Annotated in this window: 21 protein-coding genes and 1 riboswitch; of the genes, 5 read left to right on the top strand and 16 right to left on the bottom strand. The window is 47.8% G+C overall.

The genetic code is table 11. From position 1 onward, the window contains the following. Together eno and K5X84_RS07100 are read left to right on the top strand one after the other, a co-directional pair. Positions 1 to 1,293 carry a phosphopyruvate hydratase gene (gene eno / locus K5X84_RS07105; RefSeq protein WP_110014058.1) on the top strand — a complete coding sequence of 431 codons (1,293 nt, stop codon included), beginning with the start codon at positions 1 to 3 and terminating at the stop codon, positions 1,291 to 1,293. Next, entirely contained in the window at positions 1,247 to 1,924 is a 678-nt protein-coding gene (locus K5X84_RS07100; protein ID WP_222235431.1) for a hypothetical protein, read from the top strand. The genes eno and K5X84_RS07100 overlap by 47 nt, the downstream gene beginning before the upstream one ends. On the opposite strand, the gene thiH is transcribed toward K5X84_RS07100, so the two are convergent. From thiH to K5X84_RS07045, 11 genes are all read right to left on the bottom strand, one after another. Beyond that, positions 1,875 to 3,017: a 2-iminoacetate synthase ThiH gene (gene thiH, locus K5X84_RS07095; RefSeq protein WP_222235430.1), complete on the bottom strand. Its 1,143-nt coding sequence runs from the start codon at positions 3,015 to 3,017 to the stop codon at positions 1,875 to 1,877. The two genes, K5X84_RS07100 and thiH, sit on opposite strands and share 50 nt — an antisense overlap. Continuing rightward, positions 3,014 to 3,784, bottom strand: coding sequence for a thiazole synthase (locus K5X84_RS07090; protein ID WP_222235429.1), 771 nt, complete (start codon positions 3,782 to 3,784; stop codon positions 3,014 to 3,016). Before K5X84_RS07090 ends, thiH begins: the two co-directional genes overlap by 4 nt. A 3-nt stretch (positions 3,785 to 3,787) precedes the next feature. Beyond that, positions 3,788 to 3,988 carry a sulfur carrier protein ThiS gene (thiS, locus tag K5X84_RS07085; protein ID WP_054488062.1) on the bottom strand — a complete coding sequence of 67 codons (201 nt, stop codon included), beginning with the start codon at positions 3,986 to 3,988 and terminating at the stop codon, positions 3,788 to 3,790. Next, complete coding sequence (locus K5X84_RS07080) at positions 3,972 to 4,730, bottom strand: HesA/MoeB/ThiF family protein (RefSeq protein ID WP_222235428.1); 759 nt, start codon at positions 4,728 to 4,730, stop codon at positions 3,972 to 3,974. The genes thiS and K5X84_RS07080 overlap by 17 nt, the downstream gene beginning before the upstream one ends. After that, positions 4,720 to 6,237 (bottom strand): thiamine phosphate synthase, encoded by a 1,518-nt coding sequence (gene thiE, locus K5X84_RS07075; protein WP_244994775.1) that lies wholly within the window; start codon positions 6,235 to 6,237, stop codon positions 4,720 to 4,722. The genes K5X84_RS07080 and thiE overlap by 11 nt, the downstream gene beginning before the upstream one ends. Then, a complete protein-coding gene (gene thiC, locus K5X84_RS07070) occupies positions 6,234 to 7,937 on the bottom strand; it encodes a phosphomethylpyrimidine synthase ThiC (protein ID WP_199494943.1) in 1,704 nt (567 codons plus the stop codon). Before thiC ends, thiE begins: the two co-directional genes overlap by 4 nt. An 83-nt stretch (positions 7,938 to 8,020) precedes the next feature. Further along, positions 8,021 to 8,139: riboswitch (TPP riboswitch) on the bottom strand. Between the two features lie 43 nt (positions 8,140 to 8,182). After that, positions 8,183 to 8,809, bottom strand: a complete 627-nt coding sequence (locus tag K5X84_RS07065; protein WP_199494942.1) for an SCO family protein — start codon at positions 8,807 to 8,809, stop codon at positions 8,183 to 8,185. After that, the gene (locus tag K5X84_RS07060) at positions 8,802 to 9,554 is read right to left on the bottom strand and encodes a formylglycine-generating enzyme family protein (RefSeq protein ID WP_199494941.1); all 753 of its coding nucleotides are present in this window, start codon (positions 9,552 to 9,554) and stop codon (positions 8,802 to 8,804) included. Before K5X84_RS07060 ends, K5X84_RS07065 begins: the two co-directional genes overlap by 8 nt. Positions 9,555 to 9,565: 11 nt before the next feature. Beyond that, positions 9,566 to 10,723: a multicopper oxidase domain-containing protein gene (locus K5X84_RS07055; RefSeq protein ID WP_199494940.1), complete on the bottom strand. Its 1,158-nt coding sequence runs from the start codon at positions 10,721 to 10,723 to the stop codon at positions 9,566 to 9,568. 33 nt (positions 10,724 to 10,756) lie between these two features. After that, on the bottom strand, positions 10,757 to 11,149 hold the full coding sequence (locus K5X84_RS07050) for a c-type cytochrome (protein ID WP_199494939.1): 393 nt from the start codon (positions 11,147 to 11,149) through the stop codon (positions 10,757 to 10,759). Between the two features lie 135 nt (positions 11,150 to 11,284). Next, complete coding sequence (locus K5X84_RS07045) at positions 11,285 to 12,079, bottom strand: hypothetical protein (RefSeq protein ID WP_222235427.1); 795 nt, start codon at positions 12,077 to 12,079, stop codon at positions 11,285 to 11,287. An 88-nt stretch (positions 12,080 to 12,167) separates the two neighbouring features. Here K5X84_RS07045 and K5X84_RS07040 point away from each other — a divergent pair, with 88 nt between their 5' ends. Then, entirely contained in the window at positions 12,168 to 12,824 is a 657-nt protein-coding gene (locus K5X84_RS07040; protein WP_222235426.1) for a Fe2+-dependent dioxygenase, read from the top strand. A 21-nt stretch (positions 12,825 to 12,845) separates the two neighbouring features. Here K5X84_RS07040 and K5X84_RS07035 read toward each other — a convergent pair whose 3' ends face one another. The 3 genes from K5X84_RS07035 to K5X84_RS07025 are packed head-to-tail and all read right to left on the bottom strand — an operon-like array spanning position 12,846 to position 14,362. Continuing rightward, entirely contained in the window at positions 12,846 to 13,268 is a 423-nt protein-coding gene (locus K5X84_RS07035) for an MAPEG family protein (RefSeq protein ID WP_222235425.1), read from the bottom strand. A gap of 22 nt (positions 13,269 to 13,290) precedes the next feature. Further along, on the bottom strand, positions 13,291 to 14,028 hold the full coding sequence (locus tag K5X84_RS07030) for a ZIP family metal transporter (protein ID WP_199494549.1): 738 nt from the start codon (positions 14,026 to 14,028) through the stop codon (positions 13,291 to 13,293). Positions 14,029 to 14,059: 31 nt separating this feature from the next. Beyond that, complete coding sequence (locus K5X84_RS07025) at positions 14,060 to 14,362, bottom strand: putative signal transducing protein (RefSeq protein ID WP_222235424.1); 303 nt, start codon at positions 14,360 to 14,362, stop codon at positions 14,060 to 14,062. 107 nt (positions 14,363 to 14,469) lie between these two features. Here K5X84_RS07025 and K5X84_RS07020 point away from each other — a divergent pair, with 107 nt between their 5' ends. Then, positions 14,470 to 14,736: a DksA/TraR family C4-type zinc finger protein gene (locus K5X84_RS07020; RefSeq protein ID WP_199494548.1), complete on the top strand. Its 267-nt coding sequence runs from the start codon at positions 14,470 to 14,472 to the stop codon at positions 14,734 to 14,736. On the opposite strand, the gene K5X84_RS07015 is transcribed toward K5X84_RS07020, so the two are convergent. Beyond that, a complete protein-coding gene (locus tag K5X84_RS07015) occupies positions 14,733 to 17,225 on the bottom strand; it encodes a bifunctional diguanylate cyclase/phosphodiesterase (RefSeq protein WP_222235423.1) in 2,493 nt (830 codons plus the stop codon). The two genes, K5X84_RS07020 and K5X84_RS07015, sit on opposite strands and share 4 nt — an antisense overlap. 40 nt (positions 17,226 to 17,265) lie before the next feature. Beyond that, complete coding sequence (locus K5X84_RS07010; protein ID WP_199494546.1) at positions 17,266 to 17,988, bottom strand: sulfite exporter TauE/SafE family protein; 723 nt, start codon at positions 17,986 to 17,988, stop codon at positions 17,266 to 17,268. A gap of 92 nt (positions 17,989 to 18,080) precedes the next feature. On the opposite strand from K5X84_RS07010, the gene ftsB reads away from it, so the two are divergent. Beyond that, positions 18,081 to 18,362, top strand: coding sequence for a cell division protein FtsB (gene ftsB / locus K5X84_RS07005; protein ID WP_222237003.1), 282 nt, complete (start codon positions 18,081 to 18,083; stop codon positions 18,360 to 18,362). Positions 18,363 to 18,367 lie beyond the last annotated feature (5 nt).

The following is an 18,367-nucleotide window of genomic DNA, read 5'->3' as shown; positions in this document are numbered from 1 at the left end:
ATGAGTAATATTGTTAAAGTTATTGGTCGCGAAATCATGGATTCCCGCGGTAACCCAACCGTTGAAGCTGACGTTTATTTAGAGTCGGGCCATATGGGCCGTGCAGCGGCACCAAGTGGCGCTTCAACCGGTTCACGTGAAGCTCTGGAGCTGCGTGACGGTGACAAGTCGCGTTACCTGGGCAAAGGTGTTGAAACGGCGGTTGCTAACATTAATGGTGCTATTGCTGAAGCATTAAGCGGTATTGATGCGACTAACCAGGACGCTGTCGACAACATTATGCTAAAGCTCGATGGTACTGATAACAAAGAAAAGCTGGGTGCTAACGCCATTCTGGCTGTTTCTCTGGCGGTGGCTAAAGCAGCGGCTTTGAGTAAAGGCATCGAGCTGTACGAACACATTGCTAACCTGAACAACACCAGCGGTAAATACAGCATGCCATTGCCAATGATGAACATCTTAAACGGCGGTGAACATGCGGATAATAACGTGGATATTCAGGAGTTCATGATCCAGCCGGTTGGCGCTGAAAGCTTCAAAGAAGGCCTGCGTATGGGCGCTGAAGTGTTCCATGCTCTGAAAAAGGTTTTGCAGAAGCGCGGTTTAAGTACGGCAGTTGGTGACGAGGGCGGCTTTGCACCCAATCTGGCGTCTAACGAAGAAGCCTTGCAAGTTATTGTCGAAGCGGTTGAAAACGCGGGCTATAAAATGGGCAGCGACATTACCCTGGCTTTGGATTGCGCGGCCTCTGAATTCTACCGTGATGGTAAATATGAATTGTCCGGTGAAGGCAAGTCCTTTACTGCGGAAGAGTTTGCCGACTACCTGGCAGAGCTTTGCGATCGTTACCCAATTATTTCTATTGAAGACGGCCTGGATGAAAGCGACTGGGACGGCTGGAAAGTCTTAACCGAAAAACTGGGCAGCAAAGTACAGTTGGTCGGTGATGACCTGTTTGTGACCAATACGCGTATTCTGAAAGAAGGTATCGACAAGTCGATTGCCAATTCAATTTTGATTAAATTTAATCAGATTGGTAGCCTGACAGAAACCTTAGCAGCTATAGCAATGGCGCGTGAAGCGGGTTATTCGGCGGTTATTTCTCACCGTTCAGGTGAAACCGAAGACGCCACCATTGCCGATTTAGCAGTAGGCACCGCAGCGGGTCAAATTAAAACCGGTTCACTGTGTCGCTCTGACCGGGTTGCTAAGTACAACCAATTATTGCGTATAGAGGGCGATCTTAATGGCCAAGCGCCTTACCGCGGACGACAGGAAGTCAACGCTGGCTAATCAACAGGCGGACATATTTCAGCCGCTGGCACAGCAAGGCGATTTTGCCGAGCTGTGTTCAGCGCTGTATGAACGCGAATTACCTCAACTTGCGCAGGTTAATGATATGCCTGTTGCGGCTTTGCAACGTCGTTTAGCCAGTCTTCCGCACTATATTCGTCACGCCGCTCATGGTTGTCTTAACGCGGTACAACATTCGCCGTTAAAACTGGATGTTCAGAACGCCAGCTGGCAAGCCCCTCAGCCGACAAAAGTTCCTTCAGCTGGTATATCTGCTGAAGGGCAGAGCCAATGGTTTGCTAAGCATGCCGCTTTGGGGTTGGTGGTTCCGGTTCGCTATCAAACCCCTGAATTTACGACCATAATGCTGGACAGTATCGACCGGGTGGATCCTGATAAAAAGCGTCTGCACCTTAACTACCGTGGCTGGTTTGATTTTTCCGGGCAGGGTGAGCACACTCAGGATACCTTACTGAAGCCCAATAAACGCATTATGACCGCAGCCAGCTGTGGACATCAGTGGAATCATAAAGGGCGCATTAACCCACGCACTTTAACGCTGCGTGAGCTGTTATTAGTGGCTACTCTGGACTGGAAAAAGTTTCAGGTGGCATTGCGGATAGCTCGTTAAGCCAGTCTTGCCATACCGGTTGTAATCCTTTCGCTCTAATTGCCTGTGCTACCTCACTTACTGATCTGTCATCGTCTATCGAAAACTGTTCCAGCTCTTGTTGCTCGTTGGCGTAACCGCCGGGCTGCGTTTTAGATTCCGCACTGACCGAGGTCACACCTAGTCGAAACAACCCATCACGAAGCGCTTGTTGTTCGCGGGTGGAAAGGCTGAGCTCTACATCGGGAAACCGCAATCGATACGCACAAATTAACTGAACCAGTTGTTTATCAGAAATTGTTTTTGCGTTATCGACACCTCCGGCACAGGGACGTAGCCGGGGAAATGACAATGAATAACGACTGCGCCAGTAGCGTCTCCGTAGATAATCCAGGTGCATGGCGGTAAAGGTGCTGTCGATACGCCAGTCCTCCAGTCCAATCAGCGAGCCGAGGCCAATTTTATCGATACCGCATTCGCCCAGGCGGTCAGGTGTTTCAAGCCGCCAACGGAAGTCGCGTTTCTTGCCTTTTAAGTGATGCTTAGCATAGGTAGCGGCCTGGTAAGTTTCCTGATACACCATAACCGCATCCAGACCCAGCGTGCGTAATTCAGCGTATTCATGGGTAGCCAATGGCTGCACTTCAAACATGACATAGCTGAAATAGCGTTTGACAATGGGGAGCGCCTGACGAAAGTAATCAATACCTACCTTGGCTTCATGCTCGCCAGTCACTATCAGCAGGGTGTCAAAACCTTTGGCTTTTATGGCCTGACATTCCTGCTCGATTTCAGCTGGCGACAGGGTTTTGCGTTTTAAGCGGTTACTCATAGAAAAGCCGCAGTAGCTGCAATCATTAGCACAAAGGTTTGATAAATAAAGCGGAATAAACAGGTGCAGAGTGTTACCAAAGCGTTGCCGGGTCAGTTGCTGTGAGCGTTCGGCCATAAGGGGCAGATAAGGCTCCGCCGCCGGCGACAGTAAGGCCATGAAGTCGTCCGTATTCAGATGTTTTTTGCTTAAAGCGGTTTCAACGTCAGCCGCGTTTTTACTGTAAAGCTGCAGGCGGGTATCATCCCAGCTGGTCTGCTCCCAGGTAGTATAAAAGCTCATAGCGACTCCAGAAACTCCGTTAACGGGCTGGATGCGGACGCTTTTAGCGAAGCGTTTTGACTTAAGCCTGCGTCAAAGGCCTGACGCCCAACAATAACCGCATCGCGAAAGGCTTTTGACATAGCGACGGGGTCGTTTGCAGTGGCTATGGCGGTATTCACCAGCACAGCGTCTGCGCCCATTTCCATGGCTTCAACGGCGTGGCTTGGCGCGCCAATGCCCGCATCGACAATGACCGGCACCGATGCCTGCTCGATAATAATTCGTAGGAAGTCTCGAGTAACCAGGCCTTGGTTTGAACCTATGGGGGCGCCTAACGGCATAACCGCCGCGCAGCCAACTTCTTCTAAGCGTTTGCACAATACCGGATCAGCACCGCAGTAGGGCAGTACGGTAAAGCCCTCTTTTACCAAAGCTTCAGCGGCTTTTAGGGTTTCTATGGGGTCTGGCAGCAAGTAGTTAGGGTCGGGGTGTATCTCCAGTTTAAGCCAATGGGTACCTAAAGCTTCACGGGCAAGACGTGCAGCAAAAATAGCGTCTTGTGCAGTTTTGGCACCAGAGGTATTTGGCAAAAGCTGTAAACCTAAGTTTTGTATAGGCGTGACAATGTCGTCAGTGGGGCGTTCAAGTTCAACGCGCTTTAACGCCAGCGTTACTAATTCGCTAGCGGAAGCAGCAAGGGACTTCTGCATAACGTCCGCACTGCTGTATTTGCCGGAGCCTATGAGTAATCGGGAATGAAAATCGCGATCGGCTATTTTCAGCATGGTTTAACCTCCGGCCACGGCCTGAACAAGTGTAATGGTATCGTTGTTTTTAAGCTCGGTTTGTTGCCATTGTTCCCGGTGTATAATTTGTCCGTTTAAAGCGACGGCAACGGCCGAGGTATCTACGTTCTGAGCAGACAATAGCTGCGATAAATTGCTTTTCTCAGTGATCTCAAAATCTTTGTCATTAATTTGAATGCGCATTTTGACCTCCGCATACAGGGCATGAAGCGGCCCGCGGTAAATAGAGTTGTTGCCAGTTTTGTGATAGTCCATTGAAGGTGTGCAGGTAACCCCAGGCAAGCTTATGTCCGGTAAAATAATTAATTGCCTGTAGCGCCTGACTGGATCCCATAATGCCCACAACAGGAGCGGCTATACCCGCGTTACTGCAGTTCAGTGGCTCAGTAACAGCGTCGGGATAAAGGCACTGATAACAGCCGTGGGAATTCTCTGGGTTAAGCGCAATAAGTTGCCCGTTAAAGCCGCGCGCCGCGGCAGAAATGAGCGGCGTATTCACGCGGTAGCAGCTTTGGTTGATCAGGTACCGGGTCTCACGATTGTCGGTGCAGTCGAGGACTAAATCGGCTTGTTCGGCGAGCGCGTCCAGGTTTTCTTCATAGGCCTTTTCTTCAATAGCGGTGATACGAATGTCCGGGTTTAACCGCGACAAAGAATGACCAGCTTGCCGCGCCTTGGACAAGCCAATATCATCGCTGGAATAGAGTGTTTGCCGCTGTAAGTTGCTGAGGCTGACGGTGTCATGATCGACCAGTGTGATTTGCCCAACGCCCGATGACGCCAGATATTGGCTGGCAGGACAACCAAGACCACCCAATCCAATAATCAGCACATGCCTTTTCAGCAAACGCTGTTGTCCAACTTCGCCTATTTCTTTCATCAGTATGTTACTGCTGTAGCGCAGAAGTTGTTCGTTACTCAGCATGGGCAGCCTCGTTCTCTTCCTTAATTTCGGCTTCAGCGTCCATCGCAGTCAGTAACTGATGGACAGCCTGCTCGACGTCGTTCGCAGCAGTAATCGCGCTAACAACCGCTATGCCGTTAATTCCGGTAGCTTTTACGGCAGCTACGCGATCTAAAGAAATGCCACCAATAGCGACTGTCGGTATGTTAGTTGGCGCTAGTAATGCGACATAGCGGCGCAGTCGCTCCAGACCTTGGGGGTTAGACGGCATAGCCTTGGTCTGAGTTGGAAAGATATGACCCAGAGCGATGTAAGAGGGCGTGTACGCTTGAGCAATTAATAACTCGGTGTAGCTGTGAGTGGAAATGCCCAGCCGCAACCCCGCTTGCTGAATAGCGTGAAGGTTAGCTTCCGTTAAGTCTTCCTGACCTAAATGCACGCCATAAGCGCTGTGCTTAATAGCGAGTTGCCAGTGGTCATTAATAAACAACTGAGCTGAATATTGCTCCGCCAGCTGAATGCTTTTTTTAATAGCGGCTTCCAACTGAGGAGCATCTGGGTCTTTAATACGCAGCTGAAGCGTTTTAATGCCCAGTTTTAAGAGCTTTTCTATCCACTCATAAGAATCTACTACCGGATACAGTCCGGGTTCCTTGTCCAGCCTGGGAAACTGGAGGTCAACGCAGGGCAACTCCGGCGTTTTAATCCTTGGAAAATGTTTAATTTTCTGTGGCCAGTGTGTATGAGCAACAAGGCCTGGTCCGCGGCCTATACCTTTCGCCTCAATCAGGCCCTGATGGACATAGGCATTAGCGACTGTTATGGCATCCTCAAGTGGATAGTCATGTGCTAGTGCCGCGGCAATGGCAGAAGACAAGGTACAACCGGTTCCGTGGCTGTGCTTTGTTTCCAGCTTTTGCTGAATGTACTGAATATGCTCATCGGCGCTAAGGTAATAGTCAGAGATTTCATCGGAGTGACCAAACTCAGTACCAGTGATAAGGATCTGAGTTAGTCCCGCATGAAAGAGTTTTTCGGCGGCGCGACACATTGAGTTTTCATCAATAACTTCTACGCCGCTAAACCAACTGAGCTCATCCAAATTCGGTGTCATAATATCAACCAGTGGGAGCAACTCCGTACAGTGTTCCGGGAGCAGCTCTGACAGCCTATCCTGCTGAGTGCTGACAACGACCGGATCCCAAACCACGAAAGGTCGGGGAAGGGTATCAGGCCATTGCTTTAAAAAGTCAGCCACACACTGAAGCTGTTGCACATTACTAAGCAACCCAATTTTTATCGCAGCAGACGGCATGTCCTGTTGCAGGCATTCCAACTGCTGACGAATGGCGTCAGCAGCTAAAGGGAATAGCCCGGTGGTTTCAACAGAGTTTTGGGCGGTAATTGTGGTTATGACACTGCAGCCATGCACGTTCAGACTACGGAACGTGTGCAAGTCCGCCTGAATGCCTGCGCCACCGCCGCTGTCGGAACCTGCGATGGTCCATACGACAGGTACCGACATCATTCTGCTCCTTCGGTCGCCGCATCTTTTACTTTTACATCAATGCGAGTGTCCGGATTGTATTGACGCACCTCGTGAGAAATTTTCATGGAGCAGAACTTAGGACCGCACATGGAGCAAAACTGCGCGGTTTTGTTCGAATCCTGCGGCAGCGTTTCGTCGTGATAGCTGCGGGCAGTTACAGGATCCAACGCCAGGTTAAACTGATCCTCCCAGCGAAACTCAAAGCGGGCTTTTGACATAGCGTCATCCCGCGCCTGAGCACCCGGGTGACCTTTGGCTAAATCGGCGGCATGAGCAGCTATCTTGTAGGCGATCATCCCTTGTTTAACATCTTCTTTATTAGGCAGACCTAAGTGTTCTTTCGGTGTTACGTAGCAGAGCATGGCACAGCCAAAAGCGCCGATCATGGCAGCACCAATACCTGAAGTAATATGGTCGTAACCGGGGGCGATATCGGTGGTTAGCGGCCCTAAGGTATAGAACGGCGCGCCATGACAATGCTTTAACTGCTCATCCATATTTTCCTGAATTTTATGCATGGGCACATGGCCTGGGCCTTCTATCATCACCTGCACATCGTATTCCCAGGCTATTTGAGTCAACTCGCCGAGTACCCGAAGTTCTGCGAACTGAGCTTCATCGTTAGCGTCGGCTATTGATCCGGGGCGCAGGCCGTCACCTAAAGACAGTGATATGTCATATTTCGCACAAATTTTGCAGATATCCCGGAAGTGCTGGTAAAGAAAGCTCTCTTGCTGGTGCGCCATACACCATTTCGCCATAATTGAACCGCCGCGCGAAACAATGCCGGTAACCCGCTTTGCGGTCAGTTTAATGAAGTCGTGCAGTACGCCGGCGTGAATCGTAAAGTAGTCGACTCCTTGCTCAGCCTGTTCCAGCAGTACGTCTTTAAATACTGGCCAGTTCAGATCCTCGGCAATGCCATTGACGCGCTCTAGTGCCTGGTAAATGGGGACAGTACCAATAGGGACTGGACTGTTGCGTAAGATCCATTCCCGAGTTTGGTGAATATTACGGCCGGTCGATAAGTCCATAACGGTATCAGCGCCCCAGCGCGTGGCCCATACCAGCTTCTCAACTTCTTCTTCAATGGACGAACTGACCGAGGAATTACCGATATTGGCGTTCACTTTCACTAAAAAGTTGCGTCCAATGATCATTGGTTCTGATTCGGGATGATGGGTATTAACGGGTATAATTGCGCGCCCACTGGCAACTTCATCGCGAACAAACTCGGGCGTTATGGGGTTTTCCAGATGCTCCCGACCCATATTCTCGCGCAGTGCAATGAACTCCATCTCCGGAGTAACGATGCCACGCCGGGCGTAGGCCAGTTGAGTAATACCGTGATTGTTTTGTTGACTCTCGCGGTGTCGTTGCTGAATCCAGTTCTCACGAACCTTTTTCAAACCCGCTTTAACGTCAATTGTAGCGTCCGGGTCACCGTAGACACTGGAGGTATCATACACATCCACCGGTTCGTTAGGTGGTAACTTAACGCCAGGCGTGGGCTGGTGCAAAGTTTCGCTTAGATGAATGCGGCGAAAGGGCACCTGGATATCGTTAGTGCCGGACAGAAATTCACGGCTGGAATTAGGGTAATAATGCCCGGAAAGTGAGGATAAAAAAGATTCAGCCTGTTGGCGGTTTAAACGGTTATTCGATGGTGCAGTTGACATAGCATTCTCTCATTTTGTTGATGTTAGAGATGCTTGTCAGGAGTGTTGAAAGGAACACCAGCGCAGAAACGACGGTTGTGTCATGCTGGTGCTCTCTTGTTCCCTTCGCAGGTATTAGCCTGATCAGGTTCAACGGATCCCGCAATTGCGGTCTCAGCCGACTACTTACTCAATAAAGTAACCGGCACTCCGACAAGATTCTTTTTTAGTGGAACAAAATCTTAGAGCGAATGCAACCGCCGTTATTATCTAACCAGTTTAGTGACAACTTTTGCAGGCTTATCCATCGGCTGGCTTAAGCCCTCTATACGCTCAGCAATAACCCCTTGCTTATCGAGAATGGTGATCAAATTGCTGTGATCAAAATCACCGTCGGGACGTTGGCGATATCTCACTCCAAGTACTGTAGCAAGTGTTCTGATGTCCTGCTCTGAACCGTTCAGAAACAGCCAGTTGTCGTTGTTAAGCTTATATTGCTTAACGTAGTCGGCTAGTGCCTCGGGTGTATCGCGATTAGTGTCGAAGCTCACCATAACAAGCTTAACGTGCTTTTGGGTATCTTCGTCCAGCTTGCTGTATAAGCGTTTTACGTCATGAACCAACACCGGGCAGGCGGTGGTGCAACTGCCGTAAATCATCGAAATAATTACCGGTGTTCCTTCAAGCTCAGACAGTTTTAACTCATTTTTTTGATGTGTCTTCCAGGACGCATCAATTTGGTATACCGACTGGGAGTGAGACACTTCTGCCGCATTCATTGTTGTGTGATTGCTATGGTCACCGTGCTTATTGTGGTGTGAATGATCTTGCGCCATTAACTGCGCAGAGAACACCAATGAAGCCAGAGCAGTAAGTTGAAAGAATTTATTCATGGTCGTTCTCCAGGTCGTATGCGCAGCGGAATCCCATAGTGCTGGTTGCACTTTGAGGAGCGTAATCACTGCGAGACTGATAACGGAAAAATGTGGCGTAATTGGCGTTGGTGAAACTGGACATAAAGCGCGCTCCGTCGCCACAAGAACCGGAGAGCAAATCGACATCATCGCCGTTACTTAATAATAATTGATAGTCGTTCACCCATTCGTTGACGCGGTCGTGCATATGCATCAGTTGGTCTGCGTTTGGATCAACAGTTTGTTGTTTACTCGTGTGTGGCTGGCTATACCAGGCAAACAGTTTGCGTGCGTAGTCATTGTCACTAATGTTTTGCTGTTGCCGATATAGCACAGAAGCATATTCCCACTCATTAAGACTGGGCAACCGACCACCTTGAGCGGCGCAGTATTCTCGTGCGGCAAACCAGGAAACATAAGTCACAGGTTCGTTTTCTCTATCCTCTGCAATAGCGGTGTTCCCACTCCAGTGTTTCAGATAGTTTCCATCGTGGAACAGGGCAGCGATGTTATCTCGTTGCCAACGAGGGTTCTCATGTACAAATTCCAGGTAAGCTTGGTTAGTGACCGGAGTTGCATCCAGCATAAAACTGTCCATTTCAATGCTGAGGCGCTCTTTGTCCAGTAATACCGGAGGTTCGAAAGGACCACCGTTAATCAGGACTGGGTCCGCGAGCACTAACGGTGAAAACAAAACACCTGCAACTCCAAGCCACTTAACCATAACCTTTCCCCTTATTTCTCTTTACGAGGGCCGGCAATTAACGCACCAGCTGCACCACGTTCTGCATCAGCAAATTCATGATCAACCAGTTTGTAAATGCCTTCTTCCGGAACAATAAAGTCGATGGTTGCACTGTTACTGGCACCCAGCAAAACAGTTTGCATTCCGTACCACTCGTTACGCGGGTCGCCTTCGTACCACACGCGGTCAAAAATCGCTCCAATAACGTGGAAGCTTGATGTGCCGGACGGGCCTGCGTTTAATACATGTAGGCGTACCCGGTCACCTTCGTTTGCACGTAATGGGTTGTCGCTAAGAGCTGCAACATGACCATTAAAAGTAACGTGGCTTGGTTGACGATCGAGCGCTGCGCCGTGGTTGTAAATATAATTACCTTCAGCCGCTTCTTCCAAATAGTGCTCTGATTGCACCAAAACGTACTCGTGATCAACGTCTTTATCAGTTGGGTAACCGTCTTTGGGCGATACAACAACCGCACCATACTGGCCCATAGCTGTGTGCATAAGCACACTGGAAGTACCACAGTGGTACATGTAAGTACCGGCGTAGTTGGCTATCCATTCAAACTCAATAGTTTCACCCGGAGAAATGGTACGCCACTTGTCTTCCGCCGCTACTGTTCCGCTATGGAAATCCATAGAGTGTGGCATAGGATTAATCACTGGCTGATTATTCTGATAATTGTTCGCTTGTACTTGCTGGAAAAATGGTGAACCATTTTTGACCGGTTTTGTAATAGTTACTTCTTCATCAGACCGATTTTTCATTTTAAAAATGACGCGGTCGCCTTCACGTACGTGCAATACAGGACCTGGTACTGAGCCACCGAATGTCCAGGCTGAATAGCTGACGCCAGGGGCAACCTCAATTTTCTGTGAAAAAACGTCCATGCGTACGTCGTGAGTTTTGTTACCCTCATAGTCAAGCTTCGCTATGTTTGGAACCTGAGTGAGATAGTCACCCACAACGGCTGGGCCATTGTAGTCTTCACGATAAACCTTAGCTTCTGGTAAGCCATAGATTTTACCGTCAATAACATACTCACTGTCGTGCTTAAGTTTCATATCGGCAGCAGTAGCTGGAGTTGATACAGAAGCCATAGCGGCAAGCAGAGACGCACTGATAATGGATAAGCTTAGAGTTTTCATAGTGATATTTCCTTTAACAACTAATAAATAGATTTAACGTAAACTGCTAACCGCATCGGCAGTTGTTTCTTCGCTGCCTTGCACCAGTTCTGTGTTGATGTAATTAACTAACGCTGCAATATCTGCGTCTTTTAGATAACCCATGGGCGGCATTGAGCCGTTGTAGTTGGTTCCGTTGACAGTGATAGGACCTGACTTACCTTTAATGATGGTTTCAGCGATATAAGCTGGTTTGTCTTTAAGATTTGAATTGTTAGCTAACGGAGGAAAAACGCCCTGCATACCTTTACCGTTTGGCTGATGGCAGGCTTGGCAATATTTTTTATAGACGTTTTCGCCATCGCTGGCGCTGACTGGCTGGCTTATAAATAGACCGGCAAGTGACACTGCAATGAGTGATACTTTAACGAAAGAATGAATGCTCATAATGACACCTTAGTGACTGACTTAAGATGTCCCTAGAATAGCGCTGTGGCGGGTTTTAGCTAGTGATATGAAGAGGTAAGAAAGACCTACTCCTATGGGTATAATGGGAGTAGGTCAAAAACCAAGAAAGGGGTACTAAATACTGCGTGCTTCTAATTCAATACGAGATGCAGCCCCATAAATTTTACTGGGTTCGCCATCAACTTTGGCTTCCGGAGTGGTAGTCGGCCAGAGGTTATTCAGGTTATTAATCACTTGACGAGTTTCATTGATTGCATCCTGGGCTTTATGAGCTTCTGCATCGTTAATGCGATTCAAACGATCCAACGCAATCTCTTTAAAGCCCAGGGCGTCCTGATATTCGTGTACGTTTGCAACCTCGCCGTTTTGGATGCCAACGGCGTACTCGTCGGCGGCAACCATTAACATTGATGAAATGCTTAGTATCACATCTTTAGCCAACATATTATCAATGGGCTCATTAGCGCTGATAGCATCCCGGAGTTCGTTGTAATTATTCATAACAACGTCTTTACTCTGGTCATTAATCACGCTTTCTGCCAGTGTATTCAAAGGTTCAGCGAAACCCGGTAAGCCACGGGCTTCAAAGGCTTCAGTCAGACCACTGTAAAGCTCATCGCCGGGGTGTTTCATATGGGTCTTGGCCATTTCAATGTGGCCTTGTTCATAAAGCTTCATGCCAACCCACAAGTGACCACGAATAAAACCAAGCTGCGCCAGAAAGGCGGTGTCATTCGTGTTTAGATCTATTTCCGGGGCCGCCATTTCGCCTTCTGCCATAGGGGCAGCCATAAACATTGTCGGTGCCGCACTGGGTTGCGTGAGCGCCGTGGCTGATACTTGTGACGCGGCTACGGTGGTGGCAAGAACACTACCAACACCTAACCAGACTTTTTTCTTTTCAAACATAGATAAACCTTAGTAAGCTTTTTTAAAAGAGTGAACTTCTGTATATTTGCAGAAATGATAACTATTCGCAAGTTGGAAATGCAGCAGTATGATATTACAAATCAGTAATGCCATTGATAAAGAGACCATAAGCAGCGTTGTTTCCGGTCTGGATGTCAGTCAGTTTAGTGACGGTAAAAGCACGGCTGGTTGGGCGGCAAAGGATGTGAAAAACAACCAACAACTAGCCGGCAAGAAATCGCAGGCAGCCACGGAGGTATTGCTGGACAGGCTGCAGCAAAATAGCCTGGTGCAATCAGTAATGCGACCTAAGCAGGTTGCCAGGGTTTCTATCAACCGGTATCAACAGGGAGAGTATTACGGTACTCATATGGATGATTCGTTAATGAACGGCGTGAGAACGGATATTTCTTTTACCTTGGGCTTATCACCATTGTCTGACTTTGAAGGCGGAGAATTAGTTATCGAGGATACCAGTGGTGAGCGAAGCTGGCGTCTGGGGCAGGGTGATATTCTCATGTATCCAAGTCATTACCTCCATCGGGTTAATTCGGTAACAAAAGGGGAGAGGCTGGCGATGATAGGTTGGGTACAGAGCTTAGTAAAACGGCCTTCCCACAGAGAACTACTGTTTGATCTGGAGCAATCCCTAAAAGCCGAGTTTGATGCCAATGGTAAATCTGAAAACTTTGATCGTCTGACCAAAGTTTTTCATAACCTGCTAAGAGAATGGGCTGATGTATAATCAGCCCATTTAGCAGAATAGTTAGATGAGAGTTATCCCGCACAAAATCAGTAACGCGACGTTGGCTGCCAGGCCAATCATAAAGAAATAACTACGGGGGCTTGGGTTTTTCTCGGTGGCAATCTTGTAGTAGAGAATCATGTGAATTAAACGAGCAATGACGAATACCCAGATAAACAAGCCAGTCCAGAACGCGCTGGTGCCGATAAAAAAGGCAAGAAATACCGTTCCCAGCATCAATGGGTAGTTTTCCAGCGAGTTCATTAAGGTGCGATGAGCGCGGAATACAAAGGATGAGTGACTGAGCGAGTCATCAATTTTTCCGGGGACAGCTCCGGGTTGTTTTGCTTTCTGACCGCTGGCGATAAGCCATTGAACCAGCAAAATAACCAACGCACTGAGCACACCCCAATAAGCCATAGTATAAGTTTCACTTCCGTTCATGTTTTATGTCTCCTTTTTCAAATTAAGCCAGGGTATTTACCCAGCCGATAATTGCGATACCAATGATTATCATAATAAACTGCCGAACCGATGAGGCAGGGTTGTGTTGTCGCTGCAGCGTCGGGATAAGATCCGCTGCTGCAATATAAATAAAGCTTGAAGCGGAAATTGCTAATACGTAGGGAACAGCGGCGCTGACCTGGGCAAGCCAGAAATAAGCAATTAAAGCACCGGGGATGGCTGTTAATGAAGCCAAGCTATTCAGTAAAAGTGCTCTTTTCCGTTCAAAGCCACTCTCCAGTAAAATAGCGAAGTCGCTGACTTCTTGCGGTATTTCATGCGCTATGATTGCGACTGCGGTGGCAATGCCTAACGGTACAGAGGTGAGAAAAGCCGCGGCAATAACCACACCGTCGGTAAAGTTATGTACAGCGTCGCCAATAAGAATTAAGGGGCCTGCACGTTCGTGAGGGTCGCAGTCGCGGTCGCGGCAGTGGCGCCAGAGAATCAGCTTTTCTACTACGAAGAATAAAATAATACCGGCCAGTACACTGGCCGATACCTGATAACCGTCAGCTAGTTCTAAAGCGGCGGGTATCATGCCAAGAAAAGCCGCAGCTAACAGGGTACCGGTGGCAAAACTCATTAAGCTGGGCGTTAATAACTTACGCACACTGTGCGGGAAGGTCAGAAAAAGGCCGGCGCAAAAGATAGCACCTAAGCTGCCTAATAACGTAAAGCCAAGAATCCATAGCAGCATATTATGATATCCCTCAGTTACTTTTAGTTAGTTAAGCCGGGCTTCCACAACTCCAGCAGACCTCAAAAGCGGCTCCGTTAACTTCCTGACAGTTATTGCAGCGCCAGTCATCACCTTCAGCCTGCTCTTCCATTTTCTCAAGCAATGCCTTGGCTTTGTCCAGTTGTATCTCATCGACTAGCCAAAGCTCAGGCCAGGTGTCTTGTGGCGCCAGGTCACCCGCCGCGCCACTGGAAAACTCGTTCTTCATTACTGTTTCAATACCTTCCATTTGCAGTAAGTTACGGGCGTTTTCCACCAATAGTTTGTTTTCGCGCGTATAAATAAGTTTCATAAGGCCTTCTTCGGCTGTCACTAAAGTGTTTGTGGTTTTTACGTTATAATTAATGTATCAGACTAAGAGTTCGTTTGTGTTCTCCATTTTGTTTTGAGGAGTTAATTATGGCCGGTGGCTGGTCACACGATGGTGCGGTGCAGGAACAAATTGATGCAAGCACAGAAGACGAAGTAAAACGGGTAAGAAGCCAATTATCGGATGGCAAGAGCCTGGAGTATTGCGAAGAGTGTGGTGAGCCCATTCCTCAGGCCCGGCGAGAAGCTATTGCCGGTGTTCGTTTATGTGTCGACTGTCAGGCTGAGCAAGATAAGCAAGATTCACGCGAAGGCAGCTTTAATCGACGCGGAAGTAAAGACAGCCAACTTCGTTAAATAGAGGAGTTATCGCTTTTAGAAAACTCAGCTTCAGGCAGGGGTTTACTGAATAAATACCCCTGAAAATTACTACAGCCCAAGCTCGATAAATAATCGAACTGTTGCTGAGTTTCTACGCCTTCAGCAACGATGCTGAGTTTCAGGCTTTCCCCTAACTGAATGATGGTATGAACAATCTGTGCTTTTTCTTCGCTGTCTAACATATTGCGAACAAAAGAAACGTCAATTTTAAGTGTATCGAACGGAATTTGCATAAGGTAAGAAAGGGAAGAATAGCCGGTTCCGAAGTCATCCAGTGCAAACTCGACGCCTACCTCTTTTAGCTGCTGTATCTTGTTCGTAATATCGGAAATATCATCCATGAGCAAACTTTCCGTTAATTCCAGTTTCAGTTGATGCTTTTTGACTGCATATGCTTTGATTAATCCCTTTACTTGCTCAACAAAGTCAGGCTGTTGAAATTGCTTAGCGCTGACATTGATTGACAACTGCAAAGTGGATTTAACCGGGTCTTGTTGCCATTGCTGCAAAATGCTACAAGCTCGTTCCGTTATCCAATAACCCAAAGGGATGATTAATCCCGTTTCTTCCGCAAGTGGTATGAAGTCGGCGGGAGAGATAAAGCTGCCGTTCTTTTGTGGCCAACGGATAAGTGCTTCTGCTCCGGTTATCTCTTCAATGGAATTTACCTGAGGTTGCAGGTAGAGCTCGAACTCCTGTTGTTTAATGGCATGGCGCAACTGTTCTTCGAGTTTCACTCGCTTTGTTACGGCATCAGCAAGCTCTTGATGAAAAAGTGAGACCTCACCAATGCCTTTGCGCTTAGAGTGAGATAACGCCAGCCCTGCCTGTGTCATTAAAGTTTCTGCGTTTAGTTGACTGTCCTCGAAAAGCGAGGCTCCGGCGCTAAAAGAGCATAGGTGAGTATAACTATTCAGTTGATAAGGTTGCTGGAGTTGTTCCTGTAACTGATAAATTCGGGTTAATAATTGTTGCTTTACATTGGCAAGGTTACCACTGCTTATTCCAGTTAAAACAATTGCAAACTCGTTAGCGCTTAAACGAGCGAGAAAGGAGTTACTTTTGGTGGAGTTTTGTAATCTTTCTGCCACACGTTTCAGTAACAGGTCGCCCATATCCGAGCCCAGAGTATTATTAAGTATTTTAAACTTATCAATGTCACAAAGAATTAGGGCGCCGGTTTCATCACTTTTCTCACAATCTGTTAGCTCTTGGTGCAGATGGTCCAGTAATGAGCGACGGTTTGCCAGTCCGGTTAATGCGTCGTTATAAGCTAGGTTTCGTATACGTTCGCTGGCCTCAACCTCTGCGGTGATATCTGTTACTGTGGCAACGAAGTGACGTTCTTTTTGATCCTGATAACGCACTTCGGAAATGCTTAAACGTACTGGGAAGCTAACCCCCGAGCGCTCCTTTACTTTGACTTTGCCATGCCAGGCTTTACCGCTGTCCAATGTACTTTGTATATATTCTAATAACTCATTCGCGTGTTCGAGATAGTGTTCGATATCCAGCTTTTGAGCCTTAATTTTATCCAGGTTGTCACCCGTTAACCTTGCAAAGGCTTCATTAGCGAGAAGTACGCGGTTGCGCTCATCAAATAACAGCAGTCCATCATCAATTGCACTGATGACCTCATAAAGCTGTTTGGCAGACATTTGAGCTAATTTCTGCTGTTGCTGAAGACGGTGATCAATTCGGGTTGCAACAATTGCCATACACGCACTGAAAGCAGCGCCAATACCCACACCGTATGCAAGCCAGCTACTATGGCCGGTAAACAGAGCTTCCGATTCGCCCGTTGGATAAAAGTTAGCGGCAATCATGGCGGTATAGTGCATCCCGGATATGGCCAATGCCATAATGGCCGCAACGATAATTTGAACCGTTCGACGGTTGCTTAACGTCATATTTTCTGCATGTCGGTAACGACGGTAGGTAAGCAGTGCAATTATGCCCAGCGAGACAGCAACAACGACAGAAAACAGAAACCATAAAGGATCGTAACGCAGCGACGCTGGCAATATCATCGCGGCCATCCCCGTATAATGCATGAGTCCTATACCGGCACCTAAAACAGTTCCTCCGAATAAAGTCTGTCGTACCGATGGCGCAGCTACTTGCCCTTTTAAAGCGAAAAAGCTACCGACTATTGCCGGAATGATGGAAAGTAAGGTTAAGCCTACGCCATGGTTCATTGGTAAGTTAAGCTCAAAGGCAAGCATACCAATAAAATGCATGCTCCAGACGCCTATGCCGGCAATAATTGAGCTGACTAATAACCAGCTGTATCTGGAGGCCTTTCGCGTATGAAGCTGCACTCGCTCAAGTGTTAAAATGGCGGTATAAGAAGCTAATAATGCGACACAGTAGGAGAGCGCCACCAAACCAGAGTGATGGGACCCCGTCAGTGGTAGCCGGGCAAACTGACCTAAATCAAAAAATGTATAAAGAGTGTCTTGCATAATCTTGACTTTACCAGAGCCGGTGGCTTGAGTACTAAGACTATTTAATGCTTTGTATTACGACGCTTAGGCCGGAAAGTATCATAAGTATGAGAGTAAACTGACGAAAACGTCTCTCTGAAACATGGTGCTGAAGCCTATGGCCGACACTTGCGCCAATCAGGGCGCAAGGTAGTAGGGTCAAAATGAGATAAAGATGCGGTTCGGCGTAAATCGATTGGCGCGAAAAGTTTGCGACATTCGCAATGGCAATACAGCAAAAGAATAAGCTGAGGGTGGCGCGGAACTGCTGTTTAGGGATACGAGCATTGGCCAAAAATAATACTATGGGCGGTCCGCCTAAAGTCATTAAACCATTGAGTAGCCCAGAGCCAGTGCCTACGGCAATGTGCCCGGGAGCGTGCTCAGCTGTCGGCAGTTGCTTACCGCTGGCGAGGATAAGCGCGACAGCAAGTATGACAAACCCAAGAATGAGTTTAATAAATTGTTCATTAACGGTTAATAGCAAAGAGCCTGAAATTAAAGAGGCGATAACGCCGGACAGAATAAGCCACTTCCACTGCGACGGTCGCGCTGCTTCTTTGTTTTTCCAGTAGATCCAACCGCCGACAATAATATTAATAACAGATAACGCTGGAGTAAGAACGCTAATTGGGAACCAAAGAGCAAGAATTGGCACGGCGAGCAGTCCAGAGCCAAAGCCGCTGATACCCTGCAGTAAGGCCGCAAAAAAGAACACCAAAGCAGCAGCAAAATACTCCAAATTAACCTCTTTTATCTGTAAATTCTGAAAACGGCTTTTCAGCCACGCGAATAGTCTTCATAATGATAACAGGAAAAACAACGGAGCTGGGTATGCGGGTGACTCTGGTCGTGTTGTTGGCCTTGTTTATTGCGTTACAGTATCGTCTGTGGTTTGGGAAAAATAGCTTACCTGACTATTGGCGGTTGCAGCAAGAAGTCAGCAATCAGATAACAACGAACGAAAACCTGGAACGGCGCAATCAACTGATTTACGCGGATATTGAAGATTTGCGTGAAGGGGAGGATGCGCTGGAAGAACGTGCTCGCAACGAACTAGGGATGATTAAAAAGGATGAAGTTTTCTTCCGTCTTGTTGCTGACCGCAACCCGTAGCGTCA

It is taken from the genome of Idiomarina abyssalis, from assembly GCF_019797805.1.
In the GTDB taxonomy this organism is placed as follows: Bacteria; Pseudomonadota; Gammaproteobacteria; order Enterobacterales; family Alteromonadaceae; genus Idiomarina; species Idiomarina abyssalis.
This window is presented reverse-complemented; position numbering and strand designations above follow the sequence as displayed.

What these genes read in the sequence shown, in the direction of transcription:
- K5X84_RS07100 (WP_222235431.1), top strand. Translation starts at nt 1,247, where the DNA reads ATGGCCAAGCGCCTTACCGCGGACGACAGGAAGTCAACGCTGGCTAAT.
- K5X84_RS07090 (WP_222235429.1), bottom strand. Translation starts at nt 3,784, where the DNA reads ATGCTGAAAATAGCCGATCGCGATTTTCATTCCCGATTACTCATAGGC.
- thiH (WP_222235430.1), bottom strand. Translation starts at nt 3,017, where the DNA reads ATGAGCTTTTATACTACCTGGGAGCAGACCAGCTGGGATGATACCCGC.
- K5X84_RS07040 (WP_222235426.1), top strand. Translation starts at nt 12,168, where the DNA reads ATGATATTACAAATCAGTAATGCCATTGATAAAGAGACCATAAGCAGC.
- K5X84_RS07080 (WP_222235428.1), bottom strand. Translation starts at nt 4,730, where the DNA reads ATGCTGAGTAACGAACAACTTCTGCGCTACAGCAGTAACATACTGATG.
- K5X84_RS07035 (WP_222235425.1), bottom strand. Translation starts at nt 13,268, where the DNA reads ATGAACGGAAGTGAAACTTATACTATGGCTTATTGGGGTGTGCTCAGT.
- K5X84_RS07015 (WP_222235423.1), bottom strand. Translation starts at nt 17,225, where the DNA reads ATGCAAGACACTCTTTATACATTTTTTGATTTAGGTCAGTTTGCCCGG.
- eno (WP_110014058.1), top strand. Translation starts at nt 1, where the DNA reads ATGAGTAATATTGTTAAAGTTATTGGTCGCGAAATCATGGATTCCCGC.
- K5X84_RS07055 (WP_199494940.1), bottom strand. Translation starts at nt 10,723, where the DNA reads ATGAAAACTCTAAGCTTATCCATTATCAGTGCGTCTCTGCTTGCCGCT.
- K5X84_RS07030 (WP_199494549.1), bottom strand. Translation starts at nt 14,028, where the DNA reads ATGCTGCTATGGATTCTTGGCTTTACGTTATTAGGCAGCTTAGGTGCT.
- K5X84_RS07025 (WP_222235424.1), bottom strand. Translation starts at nt 14,362, where the DNA reads ATGAAACTTATTTATACGCGCGAAAACAAACTATTGGTGGAAAACGCC.
- thiS (WP_054488062.1), bottom strand. Translation starts at nt 3,988, where the DNA reads ATGCGCATTCAAATTAATGACAAAGATTTTGAGATCACTGAGAAAAGC.
- K5X84_RS07065 (WP_199494942.1), bottom strand. Translation starts at nt 8,809, where the DNA reads ATGAATAAATTCTTTCAACTTACTGCTCTGGCTTCATTGGTGTTCTCT.
- thiE (WP_244994775.1), bottom strand. Translation starts at nt 6,237, where the DNA reads ATGATGTCGGTACCTGTCGTATGGACCATCGCAGGTTCCGACAGCGGC.
- K5X84_RS07045 (WP_222235427.1), bottom strand. Translation starts at nt 12,079, where the DNA reads ATGTTTGAAAAGAAAAAAGTCTGGTTAGGTGTTGGTAGTGTTCTTGCC.
- thiC (WP_199494943.1), bottom strand. Translation starts at nt 7,937, where the DNA reads ATGTCAACTGCACCATCGAATAACCGTTTAAACCGCCAACAGGCTGAA.
- K5X84_RS07050 (WP_199494939.1), bottom strand. Translation starts at nt 11,149, where the DNA reads ATGAGCATTCATTCTTTCGTTAAAGTATCACTCATTGCAGTGTCACTT.
- K5X84_RS07020 (WP_199494548.1), top strand. Translation starts at nt 14,470, where the DNA reads ATGGCCGGTGGCTGGTCACACGATGGTGCGGTGCAGGAACAAATTGAT.
- K5X84_RS07060 (WP_199494941.1), bottom strand. Translation starts at nt 9,554, where the DNA reads ATGGTTAAGTGGCTTGGAGTTGCAGGTGTTTTGTTTTCACCGTTAGTG.
- ftsB (WP_222237003.1), top strand. Translation starts at nt 18,081, where the DNA reads ATGCGGGTGACTCTGGTCGTGTTGTTGGCCTTGTTTATTGCGTTACAG.